Raw genomic sequence first — 16,220 nt, 5'->3', positions numbered from 1 at the left:
GTATAGTATAAATTAAGATATCTAGTATAGCACATACCGTATATAGTAAAAATTATGTGCTCATTTGAAACTACTGCTGTTTAAATCCTCATATTTTGTAAAAAATGGCTTTAGCCTATCCACAATTACCCCTGATCCCGTTTCAGCATCTGACTCAATATTCAAGCACAACACCGGTTCATGAAGAGAAAGTCTTAATAAAAACCATCCATCCCCATTTTTATTGTCACACTCCACTCTTATTCCCTCATAATTATTGGCTGCCTCTTTCCATCCTTTAATTCCTTTTATATATTCTTTTAGATTCTCTATTATTGTAGAACCATATTCTATAAAATTGTCCTTTAAAACAGGAAACCTAAATTCTAAACTCTGCAGTGGAGTTTTTAAACTGTCTATCAAACTTTCTATATTTTTTCTCTGTTTTTTAAGTTTAGCCATTTTTATCAGTATTTTTGCTATTAAATAAGCACCATCATCTAAAAAATAATTTTCCTTTAAAGCTGCATGGCCTGATGTTTCAATGGCTAAAAAACAATCTTTTCCTTCATTATTTAATCTTATACCTTCATTTATAACATTTCTATAACCTCTCTTAAACCTGTGATGTATTCCCCCTAAATTTTCAATAAATTCACTTAATCCTCTCGAAGTTACAGAATCAGTAACTACAGCAGTACCCGGATGTTCTTCTAAAACTATAGAAGAGGCTAAAGCTATGAGAGCGTTTCTGTTTATTTTTCTGCCGCTGTCATCTACAATAGCTGCCCTGTCTACATCTGCATCAAATACTACTCCCAAATCAGCCTCATTTTCAATTACGGCGTTTCTTATGGAATCCATGGCCTCTTTAGCCTCTGGATTGGGAATATGGTTGGAAAATCTTCCATCTGGATTGATAAACTGGCTCCCATCGGTATCAGCACCTAATGGCTCCAAGACTTTGCTTGTAAAAAATCCTCCTGCTCCATTACCAGCGTCCACTATGATTTTAAGACCTGCTAACGGTATCTCATAATTTGTTTCTGAATTTATACTCTCCCTGATCTTTTCAATCAGCAGCTTAGAATATTCACTTATAAAATCTATTTTTAAAATTTTTCCCCTCCTACAGGCATCTTCATAATTACCCTCCAGAGCTTTTGTCAATATATATTTTATATCATCACTCTCGCAGCCGCCCTTTTCAGTAAAAAATTTCAATCCATTATAATAATAGGGCAGGTGGCTCGCCGTTATCATAATAGAACCATTACATTTATAGTCTGGATGTACGGTAGTCATAAACATAGCCGGCGTAGTACACAATCCACAGTCACATACAGTACATCCAAGATTTAAAAGTTCTCCGGATACAGCATCCTTGATTTCCGGACCTGACAGTCTTGAATCCATACCAACTGCAACTTTAAGTTTTTCATTTCCTATGCTTTTTTTACCTTTAAGCCATATCACAAATCCTCTGGTTATCATTTTCACTCTTTCAGCAGTTAAATTTATATCCTTTTCCCTGTTCTCAATGGCAATTCCCCTTATATCTGTTCCATTTTGCAATTTATACAATTCTTCCAGCATATATATCCTCCCAATCTTTAATTCTTACGTGTAATATTATACAACAATTTGAAGTTTATATAGATTAAAATCTCATGGTCCTCATAGAATTAAACACCGCTATAAGGGCAACTCCCACATCTCCAAATACTGCTTCCCATATATTGGCTATTCCCAGAGCTCCCAAAACCAAAATTACAAATTTTACTCCCAGGGCAATCACTATATTTTGTACAACTATTTTTTTGGTTTTTCTCGCTATTTTAATGGCTACTGGTATTTTTGAAGGTTCATCCGTCATTATAACCACGTCCGCAGCTTCTATGGCAGCATCTGAACCAATTCCTCCCATGGCCACTCCTACATCTGCTCTTGCAAGCACCGGAGCATCATTAATTCCATCCCCTACAAATGCCAATTTATGTCTTCCATTATTTCTGCCGTATATTTCTTCTAATTTTTTCACTTTTCCATCTGGGAGAAGTTCTGTATACACCTCATCCAATCCGATATTTTCCGCTACTTTTTTCCCTGCTGAATAGCTATCTCCAGTTAACATTATCACCTTTCCTATGCCCACTTTTTTTAAACTTTCCACTGCTTCTCTGGAATCTTCCTTTATTTCATCAGATATAACTATATATCCTGCATAATTGCGGTCAACTGCCACATGTACTACAGTTCCTATTTCCTGAACTTTTTCTCCCGCAATTTTATTATCCAGCATCAAATTTCCGTTTCCAACCAGCACTTGAACACCATTTACATTAGCCTGTATACCTTTTCCCGGAATTTCATTATAGTCTTTTATCAAATTCCTCTCTATTCCTTTATTATAAGCTCTTAATATTGAAGTTGAAATAGGATGATTCGAATAAGACTCGGCATAGGATGCATATTTTAAAATGTCTTCTTCTTTAAAATCGCCGCAGTTTTTCACTTTCGCAACCTCAAATACCCCTTTAGTCAGAGTACCCGTTTTGTCAAATACCACCGTATTTACATCATTTAGAGCTTCTAAGTAGTTTCCTCCTTTTACAAGGATTCCATTTTTAGAAGCACTTCCTATTCCCCCGAAGAATCCCAGCGGTATGGATATAACAAGTGCGCAGGGACAAGAAACTACCAAAAATATCAATGCTCTATAAAACCAGTCGGAAAAAGTTTCTCCACTCATGAGAACAGGTGGAAGGACAGCTAGCATAAAGGACAATATAACTACTGCAGGAGTATAATATCTGGCAAATTTGGTTATAAAATTTTCAGTAGGAGCTTTTTTACTGCTGGCATTTTGAACTAAATCCAATATTCTGGCCACAGTAGATTGTCCAAATTCCTTGGTTACTTTTACAGACAGCACTCCATTTTTATTTATAAATCCACCCAATACCTCATCGCCTATAGAAACCTTCTTTGGAAGTGATTCTCCAGTAAGAGCTGAAGTATCAATCATGGAATCTCCGTTTATTACTTTTCCATCAAGAGGTATTTTTTCTCCCGGCTTGATCAATATTATATCTCCAATATTTACTTCCTCCGGAGCCATCTTTTTTACTCCATCCTCCACTTTTACACTGGCAAAATCCGGTTTTATATTCATTAAATTTGATATGGATTTTCTGGAATTATCTACAGCTCTATCCTGAAAATACTCACCAATTCTATAAAACAGCATTACTGCCACAGCCTCTGGAAACTGCTTAATGGAAAGAGCACCTATACTTGCAATGCACATTAAGAAATTCTCATCAAATACCTGTCCTCTAATTATATTTCTAAAAGCTTTTAATAATATTTCTCTTCCAATTATAATATAGCTTATCAAATACAATGTCATTTCTATTTTGAACTGAAAGTTAAAAATTATAGCACTTATATAGAGCACAACACCTATTCCCTGAATTATATTTTCCATTCTGTTATTTTTTGTTTCATCACAATTTCCTTTTTCCTCCGATTTAAGATTTTTCGTGCCATATAGTACCTTTACTTCCGGTTCTATCGTATTTATTATATTTTCTATTTTTTTTACAACATAATCCAGCTTTTGTTCGTCTTCCAATTGTACAATAAGTTTCTTAGACAGAAAATCTAAATATGCAGTCTTTATTTCAGGAATATTCTTTACCCGACTTTCAATTTTACTGGCACAATTAGCACAGCATAAGTTCTCCAGTATAAACTCTCTTTTTTTATCATTACCTTTAACATCTATAATCCTACTGTCACTTAATTTGCCGTCCACAGTCACATTCATTCAAATTCCCTCCATCTCTTTCTTTTATACAGCTGCTTATAATATTTCCTTCTATATGTATTAAAATTTACATATGAATATATGAGTAATTGTTCATATGTTTATACTATTAGTATATTTTAATAATCTATAAATGTCAATAATTTGTCTAAATAAATATGACTAAATTAAAAATAGCTAATGAAGAAACCTTCATTAGCTATTTTTACATCAGCATTATCAAAATATATTGTACTTTTTACTCTATATCTTTTACTTCATAGCCTGCATCCTTAACAGCCTTTTCTATATCCGAATTGTTGATTTCAGAAGAAGATTTTATAACTGCAGTTTTACTTCCCAAATCCACTTTCACACTTGAAACTCCTTCTATTGACTCTAAAGCTGATTTAACATGTTCAACACAATGCTGGCAGCTCATTCCCTCTACATGTGCTATTTTTTTTATTTTTCCTTTAAAAAACATATTTACACCTCTTTACATTTTTATATTTATTTTAAATTGTCAGCTTTAACTCAAACTTCCAACTTAAATTGCCGATTAAATTTCTCAATTGTACACTGGTTTAAATCTCTTAAGCCTAAGTGCATTTAAAAGCACTGAAACCGAGCTAAAACTCATAGCTAGTGCTGCTATCATAGGATTCAAAAGTGGTCCTCCAAATATAAAAAGTATTCCCATGGCCACAGGTATACCTAATGAGTTGTATCCAAAAGCCCAAAATAAATTTTCTTTTATATTCTTTATGGTCTTTTTGCTCAGATCTATGGCCGTAACCACGTCCATCAAGTCACTTTTCATAAGGACAATATCCGCTGATTCCATAGCCACATCTGTGCCAGAGCCTATTGCTATGCCTACATCCGCCTGTGCCAGAGCTGGGGCATCATTTATTCCATCACCAACCATAGCTACTTTCTTATTCTCATTCTGCAGCTTTTTTACCTCATTGGCCTTATCCTCTGGAAGAACCTCTGCAAGCACTCTGTCTATTCCAACTTGCTCCGCTATGGCCTGAGCTGTATTTTTATTGTCTCCAGTTATCATAGCCACTTCTATACCAAGGGAATGGAGCTTTTCTACAGCCTTTCTGCTGTTTTCTTTAACCGTGTCCGCTACAGCTATTATTCCTATTAATTTATTATTTAATGCTACATACATAGGCGTTTTGCCTTCACTAGAAAGTTTTTTCCACACCATCTCCATATTCTCCAGAGAAACTTTTTTGTCTAGAATAAGTTTTCTATTGCCTAAAAGCACATCATCATTTCCCACGGAAACTTCAATGCCGCGGCCGGGTATAGCAACAAAAGAATTTACCTTTCTCAATAAAATGCTCCTATTCTTAGCTTCTTTAACTATAGCTTCTCCCAGCGGGTGCTCCGATGCTTTTTCAGCAGAAGCTGCAACTTGAAGTAAATAATCCTCTTTCACTGTGTCTAATGGAACTATATCTGTAATTTTTGGTTTCCCTTCAGTTATAGTGCCGGTCTTATCAAATACTACAGTTTGTATTTTATGGGCAATTTCTAAAGCTCCACCACTTTTTATAAGTACCCCATACTCTGCCCCCTTGCCAGTTCCCACCATTATAGCCGTTGGTGTAGCCAATCCCAGTGCACAAGGACAAGCTATTACAAGTACAGATATAAATATGGTTACTGCAAATACACCAGATTGCCCAGATACATACCAGCCTATAGATGCCAATATACCCAATACAAGCACTACAGGCACAAAATAACCAGCTATTATATCAGCCAGTTTTGCAATAGGTGCCTTAGATCCCTGAGCCTCTTCAACCAGTTTTATTATCTGAGAGAGTACAGTGTCCTTCCCCACTCTAGTAGCTCTATACTTTATAGAACCATTTTTATTTATACTTGCACCTATAATTTTACTTCCCGGAGTTTTCTCCACCGGTATACTCTCCCCTGTAAGCATCGATTCGTCTACAGAAGTCATTCCTTCAATAACTTCACCATCCACAGGGATTTTTTCTCCAGGCCTTACTACAAGCACATCAGAAACTTCCACTTCATCAATTGGAATCTTTATTTCTTCTCCATCTCTCATTATATTTGCAGTTTTAGGAGCTAAATCCATTAATTTCTTTATTGCTTCAGAAGTCTTTCCTTTAGCCAGATTTTCAAAATATTTTCCCAAAGTTATAAGAGTAAGTATAACACCTGCAGATTCAAAATACATATGGTAATAACTGTTGTCCTGTAATATTTTAAATACGGAAAACACGCTGTACAAAAATGCTGCCGATGTCCCTATAGCTATAAGCGAATCCATATTTGGGCTTCTTCTAAACAATGACTTAAATCCTATAGTAAAATACTTTTTCCCAACTATTATCACCGGAAGAACTAATAAAAGCTGAATTACCGCAAATGCCCTGGGATGAACCATAGGATCCACTGCTGCAGGAGGCATTACATTTAAACTTTCGGCTATCATAGGACCCATAGCTACAACAAGAAGTGGAATTGTGAATACAGCAGACATTATAAACCTTCTTTTCAATTCTCCAATTTCTTCTTTTTTCTTTTTTTCTTTGTCAGCAGCACTTTCCTCTTCTAAAATTTTATATCCTGCCTTCTCGATATCTTTTTTCAAGCTGTCAATTTTCATTTTAGAAGGATCAAAAGTTACAGCTAGTTTTTCAGTAGCAAAATTTACACTGGCCTCCTCCACTCCTTCTACTTTCTTGCTCACCTTTTCTATTGTTCTAGCGCAGGCTGCGCAACTCATTCCCTCTATTTGAAAAATTTTACTTTTCATTCTAAAACCTCCCTAAAACAAATTCACATTTATATTTTTATCCATTCTTGTCTAGCAACTTACCTAATAAATTCATTATTTCATCCACCTTTTCTTCTCCAGAATTATGAAGAAAGGCATCCTTCACACAATGATTTAAATGCTGCTTTAGTATTAACAAATTTGCTTTTTTCAATAGAGCCTGAGCTGCTACAATTTGATTGGATATATCAATACAGTATCTTCCATCTTCTATCATTTTCATTATTCCTTCAATTTGACCCTTTGAAGTTTTTAATGCCTGAAAAGCCCTCTTTTTTTCTTCATTCATCTCTACCTCCTCCCCACCCCTGTGGGGTGGTATTTTATAAAAAATATAAAATTTAAACAATATCAACTTCTTGTTTAAATTTTATTATCGATTAATAATCATTCTATATCTACATTATAACTCAAATTTTCATTTTGTATATACCTTTTTAACATATTTATCAATACTATAGTAAATTCACAGACATTACACATATCTGCATTTTGAATTTTATCTGCAGATATTCTTAGGTATATCCGTTAAATTCACCTTTTGAATACCTGACCTGCGTGGATTTACCAGCGCCACAGCTTTTTCCTTGCTTAGAGTGACCATGATATTACCACTGTCCTTATTCAAGGATATATCCGTAGGATACCTCCCCACTCTTAACTTTTTTACTTTTTTAAAATTTTCCATGTCCACTACAGTTATAGTATCCTCTCCAGTATTTGCCACATAACAGCATTTGCCATCAGCAGATAGACAGAGAGCTTTTGGTCTCCTTCCAGTGGATATGGGTTGAAGCACAATATAATTTTCAGAATCAATCAAGGATATGTCATTGTCTTTAGTATTAGTTACCATTATGTAATTCCTATTAGGAACAAAAGCAATTCGTGAAGGATGCCTCCCAATTTGCAGCTTCTTTACAAGCTTGTCGTTTTGAACATTGTAAAATAGGATAAATCCGTTATCGTCTTCATCTTTAATATTCAATACTACTACTGCTAAAGTTTTTCCATCTGGAGATACCCTTATATCTTCAGGTCTTCCTTCCACATTGATTCTGCTCACAATCTGATTTGTAACGGAATCAATTTTACATATAGTTTTTTCTCCAGTAATTACAAAATAATAATTCCTTGGATCCCGCGTTTCTTTTGCCAGGGATTTTGCCCTATATCCCATAGTTGTAAATGCACCAATTAAAAATACTATCAATAAACTTAAAGCTAATATAACATTATTTCTCTTGCATTTGGACATATCAAAACACCCCTTACCTCGTTTTCTATCTTATTTTGTGCTTTTTTTAACATATATATTCCTCTTGATGGTAACGAGTTAAAATTTTTTTTACTTATATATTTTCACAGATGTTTCAAGATGTGCATACTTCTTTAATATGTTCATATCTTCATTGGATAAAGCCACACACCCATAAGTCCAATTATATTTAGAACCACCTCCATGTATCCCTATGGCACCTCCAAGGGGAGTATTCCACGGCGGCTGTTTTTTATTTTTAATGGCATATTTTATTCTTTCATATTGAGTTCTATTGATAATATTTTTATCCAATGCATTTTGTGCATCTTCTACGTTGGGATAACTTATTCCTAAAAAATATGTATACTTTGTCTGAGAATTTATATAGCATATATAATAATCTCCTTCCGGAGTCTTTTTATCTCCTTCTGCTTCTTTTTTACCCTGGGGAACTCTTCCAAGCCCAATTTTAAATCTTCCTATTAAATTTCCATCTCCATAAAGTTCCATTACCCTTTTACTCTTATATATTTTTATGGAAGTTTTATTTGGAGATGCAGAAGGTTTTTTAAAAAATATTTTTTCACCTTCATTCTCTTTAAATAAAATACCCTGATGGATAACTTTTTTACCGGAATTCATTCTAACATAATTTTTTATGGACACTGTAGAGATAATTCCTACTAAAATCAGTCCAAAAATCAGAAATAAAATTGGAAAATTTTTACCTTTACTCTTCATCTTTATCCCACCTTTTACTCATTTCCATATCTCATCTTATAAGAATGCTGCCATTGGCTAACACCCCCAGCTTCCTAAAGTACTGCTACGCACCTTGATAAATGATTCTAATTTACTCCAATTACAGCTTTAATCCATTCTATTATATTTTCATTTTTCTTTTTTATGCTTTCATACTCCTGGTATCTTTTATTATAATCGTCCATTTTTTTGTTGTATTCACTTACGTGTGAATTATATTCTGTAAATTTACTATTATACGCCACTACTGTTTCATTCCATTTATAAGTATTTTTTAATCCAGCAGAATTCATATCGTTTTTTAGCTTCTGCAGCTCTATGTTCTCTTTTTGCACGATGTTTCCTAAATTATCTATTGATTTTTTATACTGCTGAAGGGTAATGTTCATATCTTCCAGCATCCGTGAGGTCTGGGGGGATTCTCTCGATTTTATATCCACCAGTGATGCCATACATATAACTAGTAATATTATAACCGCAACTGCAATTTCGGTTAAAATGGCCTTTAATTTTTCCATAAATATCCTCCCCAATTTAGAATCTAACCCCTTAAAATTCGATTTTTCTGTATATGATATATAATAGTTCCAATAGTATTATATATCATATAATACTACCATTATGATGAAAAATATGATAATAAACTGACAGCAAAATAAATTTACCGTCAGTTTATTATCATACAAAGTTACAGATTCCCGGTATAAACTTTAATTATACTCTTCAATACACTTTCAACAGTATCTACATTTTTAACAGAAAAGTCACAGCAATTCATATAAATATGATATCTGTCTTTAAAAATTTTCTCAATTTCCCCTGTATTATTTTTTAAAAGGGGCCTGTTATCTATATCCAAATCACAGATTATTTTTTCAAGCGGTCTATCTATAAAAATTATCAATCCTTTTTTCCTAAGATTTAATATATTTTCCTCATTTTTTATTACTCCTCCGCCTGTGGATATCACAATATTTTCTTTTTGACTCACTTGACTTACTGCCTTTAATTCTAAATTCCTGAAAAACTTCTCTCCACCTTCAAAAATTTCTGAAATAGTACGTCCCTGCTGTTTTTCTATATAATCATCTATATCTATAAAACCCTTATTTAATTCCTTGGATAACATTCTGCCTATGGTAGTTTTCCCGGATCCAGGCATACCTATGAGAACTACATTTTTATATATTCTCTTCATAAATCAAATCTTTTTCCCTTGTCTCAAATCATTATATATTTTATCTATAATTTTCAAAGGTATTTCTCTTCCCTGCCAAATTCGCTGAGATGCTGCAGCCTGGGCCACCAACATATATAATCCATTCACAGTATTAAGTCCTAACTCATCTGACAACTTCAGAAATAAAGTACTTTGAGGATTGTATATCAAATCCACTGCTGTGTTAAATTTACTTAAAATTTTCCTATCTACAGGACAATCATTTATATCCGGGTACATTCCACAGGGTGTACAATTTATTATAATATCACCTTTTTTTATTTTACGCAGTCCATCATAGCTTATAACTTTAAATCCGTATTCATGAAATTTATGCGGATCTCTACTTACATATACCATATCCCTGGCCCCATTGTCTAAAATATATCTGGCTACAGCTTTGGAAACTCCTCCTGTACCCAACAGTATTACGGTTTTATTAAATAGCTCTATATCATATCTTTTTAAGGTCAATCCAAAACCATAATAATCAGTGTTATGACCTATCAATTCATCATCGATAAACTCTATGGTATTCACGGCCCCTATGTCCTTTGCCTCTTTGGATATTTCATTCAAATACTTCATAATTTCAACTTTATAGGGTATGGTCACATTTATACCTCTGCACCCCAAAATTCTTAAGCTCTCCAGCGATTTGCCTAGATCTTTTCCCTCTATTTCAAAGAGATTATATTCTCCACTCTTCCCCATAACATCCAAAATAAGATGATGTATAACAGGAGAAAAACTATGCACTAATGTTTTTCCTATAAGCCCATAAAAATCACTCAATTAAACTCACCTCCAGTGCAATTGACAATTTACAATGCACAATTGACAATTGTAATTTGTCAACTGTCAATTGTCTTATCCTTCCCTATAATTTCCCAGTAATTTAAAATAGGAGCTCTCTTTTTTTATTCCCTCCAGTGCACTTTTAGTCCCCATCTCCATTATATTTCCATAAAAATCAATACAAAAAAAATACTGCCACGGTCTGTTTACCATAGGTCTTGACTCTATTTTAGTCATATTTAAGTTATTTTCCCAGAAGAACTTGAGTACATTGTATAAACTTCCAACTTTATGGGGTAGAGTAATGAGAATAGTGATTTTATCGCATTTTCTATCATATACCATATTCCTGCTTATTACTATGAATCTTGTATAATTATAGCTGTTGTAATTTATATTTTCCTTCAATACATCCAATCCATAAAATTCCGCAGCTTTCCTGCTGGCTATGGAAGCTTTACTCTTGTCATTCTCTTTCTTTATGTATTCAGCACTTTTAGCTGTATTAAAATAAGGTATAAGCTTCCAATGTTTGTGTTTTTTTAAAAATTTACTGCTCTGCATAAATGCCTGACTATGTGAATATACTTCCTCTATGTCTTCTATTGAAGCTCCCGGAACACCTAGAAGGTTATGGTTTACTTTAATACACTTCTCTCCCACTATATAAAGATCATATTTTTCAAGCAGATCATAGACTTGAGAAATTCCTCCAGTAGAAGAATTTTCAATTGGAAGGATTCCATAATCTACATTCCCATTTTCCAGTGAATTAAACACATCTTCAAAGTTATCAAAGCCTAGGGTTTTAACCTTATCCCCAAAATAGTCAATTAGAGCTTCATAACTAAAAGACGCCAGTATACCCTGAAATCCGACTTTACAGGAATGGTTATACCCCATTATTTCCGGTTTATTATCTTCCTTTATCTTTTTCTCTTGAAGGTCTCTACTTATACTCATAATGTCTCTCAAAAAAGTTTCTATTTCGTTTTTCATGGAGCTTTGTTTAAAATTCTCTAATTGTGTTTTTATGATATTCTCTTCCCTATTTTCATCCAGTACATTCATATGATTTTCTTTCTTGTACTCAGCTACTTTAGAAACCACATTCATTCTCTCAATAAAAATTCTAACCATTTCTCCATCTAATTTATTTATTTTATTCCTTAATTCATCCAAACTTTCCAAAATATCACCACCACTTCACTCATCCATTAAATTCAATATTCCAATAGCTGTAACCGCCTCTATTACCGGCACAGCCCTGGGTACAATACAGGGATCATGTCTTCCCTCTATTTTCAAAATCTCCTTCTTTTCATTTCTAATATTCACAGTCCTTTGAGGTTTTGCTATAGAGGGAGTTGGTTTTACAGCTGCCCTAAATACAAGAGGCATGCCATCCGTGATTCCTCCTAGAATTCCTCCGTTATTATTCGTGTAAGTTTTTATTTTATGATCTTCTGACATATAGTATTCGTCATTGGCCTCTGAGCCTTTCATAGTGGTCATATTAAATCCCATTCCAAATTCCACTCCCTTAACTGCAGGAATAGAAAATAAAAGATGGGAAAGAGTACTTTCCACCGAATCAAAAAATGGATCACCTATACCTGCTGGTAAATTTAAAACTATCGTCTCTACAATTCCTCCAAGGGAATCCCCTTCTGACTTGGTTTTTAATATACTGTCCTTCATTTTTTTGCAGTAATCTTCATCTAGTACAGGAAATTTGTCTTTTGAAAGCTCCCTGAGCATATTCTCATCGGTAGAAACAACGTCAAAGCTTTTCTTATCTTTAATTGTGCCTATGCTCTCTATACGGCTTCCTATTATTATTCCTCTTTCCTCTAATATATTTCTGCATAATGCACCAGCAAAAACCAGCGGTGCTGTGAGCCTCCCCGAAAAATGGCCTCCTCCTCTGTAATCATTAAAGCCATTATATTTAACTTTTCCAGTAAAATCTGCATGCCCCGGTCTCAATATATCCGAAGTTTTTTCATAGTGTTCTGAGTGAGTGTCATTGTTCAGTATAATTGCACAAAGAGGTGTGCCCGTTGTCTTACCTTTAAAATACCCACTTAAAATCTGAAAATTATCCTCCTCTCTCCTGGCTGTAGAAAATTCTGTAAATCCCGGTGCCCTTCTTTTCATCTGTCCTCTTATATATTCCAGATCAATTTTTATACCAGGCTTCAATCCGTCTATAGTAATGCCTACAGATTTTCCATGGGACTCGCCAAAGATGGATAATTTTATTTTATTTCCCCATATTCCGCTCATTTATATTTCCTCCTAAGTTCTTAAAATCTTTCCAAAAATTTGGATAGGACTTTTTCACACATTCGGCTCCTTTTATTATCATAGGGTTCTGACATTTTGAAGACACCGATGCCAGAGCCATGGCTATCCTATGATCATCCCAGCTGTTCACCTCGCCGCCTGTGAGTTTTTCCCTCCCTGCTATAATGAGTCCATCTTCTTTTTCTACTACATTCCCTCCTATTTTATTCAACTCCATTGATATGGCCTTAAGTCTGTCTGACTCCTTAACTCTGAGCCTTCCTGCATTTTTAATTTCAGTAGTACCGCAGCTCACAGAGGCCAAAACTGCAAGTGCAGGTACAAGATCAGGACATTGTGAAGCATCAATAGTGCTGCTGTAAATTTTACGGGCGGGACTGACAACTAAGCCGCCTTTCTCCCATTCAATTTTCACACCCATTTTTCTGAGTATATCTACTACGATCTTGTCTCCCTGAAGAGAGTCTTTTTTTAATCCGCAGCAAGTAATACCTTTGCCAAGGGCTCCCATGATAAGCCAAAAGGCGGACTGTGAAAAATCTCCTTCCACCTCATAGTAGTCTCTGCTCTTATATTTCTGCCCTCCCCTAACTGTATATTTTCCATGTCCATCTTCATCCACATTTATTCCAAATTTTTTTAGTAAATCCAGTGTAATATCCACATAGGGTTTGGATTCCAACGGAGTGGTTACATATATTGTAGAATCTCCATTTAACCTTGGAAGGGCAAACAAAAGCCCTGTTATAAATTGAGAACTCACATCTCCTCTAACCCTGTATTCCCCCGATTTCAATTTCCCCTTTAAAATCAGGGGCAGCTTTCCCTTAAAATTTTTATAATATATTTTTTGACTGTCAAATATATCATAATAAATATCAAGAGGCCTCTTCACCAATTTTCCCTCACCTGTAAAAATAATTTCTTCATCAATTGTAGCAGCTATAGGTATTAAAAATCTTATGGTAGAACCTGACTGTAAACAATTTATACTGGTATTTTTTACATGGATCCTGGAATTTCCTTTTACAATCAAATTATTTTTTCCCCTTTGTATTTCTGCACCCAAATTCTCCATGGCATCACAGGTAGCTTCTATATCCCTGGAAAAATCCACATTTCCTATATTGCTAATACCATCACATAGTGAAGCGCATATTATTGCTCTGTGACATATGCTTTTAGAAGTGGGAACAATCACTTTTCCCTTTAATTCAGATGGTTTTATGTATAAATACCTCAAAATACATTCTCCTCTCATTTTGTTTCATCTAAAAATAAAAACTCCTGCACTTGAGGTATCTTTACTTTCATTATTCTTGCTTTTCCCACTTCTTCTAAAACTATAAGATTTAAAGTACCATTACTTGATGATTTTTTGTCCAGCGCTATAGAATCTACAGCAGCCTCCCTGTTTAAATCCGGTATACAAGTGGGAAGCACATATTTCTCCAATATGTATTTCATATAATCATAAGTCCCGCTTTTAGTAATGCCCATTTCTTCAGTTCTTCTAGTTATAGCAGCCATACCAATGGCTACAGCTTCTCCATGGCTGTATTTTACATAATTATAATACTTCTCTACAGCATGCCCCAGAGTATGCCCAAAATTCAACATCATCCTATCTCCTAAATCCCTTTCATCCATCTCCACCAGTTGTTTTTTTATATTACAGCATTTACATATTATATCTTCAATATTATTTAAAACATCGTTTTTACTGGGAAGGGAAGCTAAAGTTTCTAAAATACTTTTATCACGTATAAATCCATATTTTATAACTTCAGACATTCCATCACTAAAAAATCTATCATTTAAAGATACAAGCACTTCAGGATCTATAAATACAGCATCTGGATGATAAAAACTTCCTACCAGATTTTTTCCCCAGGGTAAATCCACTGCTACTTTTCCTCCTATACTGCTGTCAACCTGTGCCAAAATCGAAGTCGGCACCTGAATGTATCTTATTCCCCTTAAATAAGTAGCTGCAGCAAAGCCCGCCAGATCTCCTACTACTCCACCTCCAAGAGAAATTATAATATCACTTCTTCTAGTATTGAACTTGCATAAATTCTCATATACCCCTTTCAGTACATCCAGAGTTTTACTTTTTTCTCCCGGCGGTATGGATATTGAATTCACTTTAAATCCAGCACTCAAAAGTGATTCTCTAAGTGTGTTCAAATATAATTTTCCCACATTGCAATCAGTAATTACAACTACATTTCTACTTTTGTATACAGATTTCAATTTTTCTCCTATACATTTTAAACTTCCTCTCTCTATATAGATTTTATAACATTTTTCTTTAAGATTTATACTAATAATATTCATAAAATCACTATCCTTACCTCTTAACTAGAGCTTTTCTCCTGCGAATTGCATTTTGAAAAATATGATCTATGCTCTTCATATCCCTGTATATTATAGCTGTTTTTAATCTATCTATACTCCTTTGAAATCTTTCTATTTCATCTACCAATTTATTAGAATTCATTATAAACAATTGACTCCACAGCCCTGAGTTGATCTGTGCCACCCTGGTGGCGTCCCTAAAACTTCCCCCCGTAAACAGCGCCATATGGTCTATAAAGCCTTCCTCATGGGAATTCATAAGAGAAACAGCTACAACATGTGGAAGCTGACTGGTAAAAGCGATTGCATCATCATGCTCTTCCGGACTAACATAAGTCACATTGCTGCAGCCCATTTTTCTGGCCATGGTGTCTATTACTTTAAGTCCCCTGGAAGTATTCTTACTGCTTGGTGTTATTATATAGTTGGCTTTTGTAAAAATATCCGCTGAGGCAAACTCTATTCCTCTGCACTCTCTGCCTGTCATAGGATGTCCTGAAACAAATTCCATTCCATCAGGCAAAAATGCATTTATATTGTTTACCACGTCCTTCTTTACACTTGAAGTATCTGTTATAAGCACTTCCATTTTAAAATTACTTAGATTATTTTTTACAAACTCCACTGTATCCCTAGGATAAAGAGCTATTATAGCCAGATCAACTTCCTTCAAGAACCTTCCACCGCTTTCATATCCCCTATCTATAATACCCCTGTGCAGAGCATTATCTAAAGCTTTTTTGTCTTTATCTATTCCAATTATACTCTTTGGATTTAGAACTCTAAGTGCCATAGCATAGGACCCCCCAATAAGTCCCATTCCAACAACAGCTATATTCACTTTAAAGTCACAATCTTCCACGTGTAACTTCACCTCCTTAAATAT

General features: G+C 34.5%; 15 protein-coding genes. All 15 read right to left on the bottom strand.

Translation table 11 applies throughout. The annotated features are described in order from the left end of the window. Positions 1 to 60: 60 nt before the first annotated feature. Positions 61 to 1,575: a phosphohexomutase domain-containing protein gene (locus LN736_RS08265; protein ID WP_179977820.1), complete on the bottom strand. Its 1,515-nt coding sequence runs from the start codon at positions 1,573 to 1,575 to the stop codon at positions 61 to 63. Positions 1,576 to 1,639: 64 nt separating this feature from the next. Continuing rightward, a complete protein-coding gene (locus LN736_RS08260; protein WP_150358978.1) occupies positions 1,640 to 3,811 on the bottom strand; it encodes a heavy metal translocating P-type ATPase in 2,172 nt (723 codons plus the stop codon). Positions 3,812 to 4,049: 238 nt separating this feature from the next. Next, entirely contained in the window at positions 4,050 to 4,277 is a 228-nt protein-coding gene (locus LN736_RS08255; protein WP_150356974.1) for a heavy-metal-associated domain-containing protein, read from the bottom strand. An 84-nt stretch (positions 4,278 to 4,361) separates the two neighbouring features. Continuing rightward, entirely contained in the window at positions 4,362 to 6,602 is a 2,241-nt protein-coding gene (locus tag LN736_RS08250) for a heavy metal translocating P-type ATPase (RefSeq protein WP_229981322.1), read from the bottom strand. Positions 6,603 to 6,639: 37 nt separating this feature from the next. After that, positions 6,640 to 6,912, bottom strand: a complete 273-nt coding sequence (locus tag LN736_RS08245) for a metal-sensing transcriptional repressor (protein ID WP_150356972.1) — start codon at positions 6,910 to 6,912, stop codon at positions 6,640 to 6,642. Positions 6,913 to 7,122: 210 nt separating this feature from the next. After that, entirely contained in the window at positions 7,123 to 7,881 is a 759-nt protein-coding gene (locus tag LN736_RS08240; RefSeq protein WP_150356971.1) for a YncE family protein, read from the bottom strand. Between the two features lie 90 nt (positions 7,882 to 7,971). Beyond that, positions 7,972 to 8,625 (bottom strand): L,D-transpeptidase family protein, encoded by a 654-nt coding sequence (locus tag LN736_RS08235; protein WP_150356970.1) that lies wholly within the window; start codon positions 8,623 to 8,625, stop codon positions 7,972 to 7,974. 107 nt (positions 8,626 to 8,732) lie between these two features. Next, a complete protein-coding gene (locus tag LN736_RS08230; RefSeq protein WP_150356969.1) occupies positions 8,733 to 9,164 on the bottom strand; it encodes a hypothetical protein in 432 nt (143 codons plus the stop codon). A 170-nt stretch (positions 9,165 to 9,334) separates the two neighbouring features. Beyond that, positions 9,335 to 9,844 carry a shikimate kinase gene (locus LN736_RS08225; RefSeq protein WP_150356968.1) on the bottom strand — a complete coding sequence of 170 codons (510 nt, stop codon included), beginning with the start codon at positions 9,842 to 9,844 and terminating at the stop codon, positions 9,335 to 9,337. 3 nt (positions 9,845 to 9,847) lie between these two features. Continuing rightward, entirely contained in the window at positions 9,848 to 10,660 is an 813-nt protein-coding gene (gene aroE / locus LN736_RS08220; RefSeq protein WP_150356967.1) for a shikimate dehydrogenase, read from the bottom strand. Between the two features lie 75 nt (positions 10,661 to 10,735). Then, positions 10,736 to 11,854 carry a bifunctional chorismate mutase/prephenate dehydratase gene (locus tag LN736_RS08215; protein WP_150356966.1) on the bottom strand — a complete coding sequence of 373 codons (1,119 nt, stop codon included), beginning with the start codon at positions 11,852 to 11,854 and terminating at the stop codon, positions 10,736 to 10,738. Positions 11,855 to 11,869: 15 nt separating this feature from the next. Continuing rightward, a complete protein-coding gene (gene aroC, locus LN736_RS08210; RefSeq protein WP_150356965.1) occupies positions 11,870 to 12,952 on the bottom strand; it encodes a chorismate synthase in 1,083 nt (360 codons plus the stop codon). Next, positions 12,930 to 14,216 carry a 3-phosphoshikimate 1-carboxyvinyltransferase gene (gene aroA, locus LN736_RS08205; RefSeq protein WP_229981321.1) on the bottom strand — a complete coding sequence of 429 codons (1,287 nt, stop codon included), beginning with the start codon at positions 14,214 to 14,216 and terminating at the stop codon, positions 12,930 to 12,932. Before aroA ends, aroC begins: the two co-directional genes overlap by 23 nt. Before the next feature lie 14 nt (positions 14,217 to 14,230). Further along, positions 14,231 to 15,313, bottom strand: a complete 1,083-nt coding sequence (aroB, locus tag LN736_RS08200; protein ID WP_179977823.1) for a 3-dehydroquinate synthase — start codon at positions 15,311 to 15,313, stop codon at positions 14,231 to 14,233. 13 nt (positions 15,314 to 15,326) lie between these two features. Beyond that, entirely contained in the window at positions 15,327 to 16,196 is an 870-nt protein-coding gene (locus LN736_RS08195) for a prephenate dehydrogenase (RefSeq protein ID WP_150356962.1), read from the bottom strand. Positions 16,197 to 16,220: the final 24 nt, after the last annotated feature.

It is taken from the genome of Clostridium aromativorans (genome assembly GCF_020908015.1).
In the GTDB taxonomy this organism is placed as follows: domain Bacteria; phylum Bacillota; class Clostridia; order Clostridiales; family Clostridiaceae; genus Clostridium_B; species Clostridium_B aromativorans.
The sequence above is the reverse complement of the archived record's forward strand: the minus strand, read 5'-3'. Positions and strand labels throughout refer to the sequence as shown.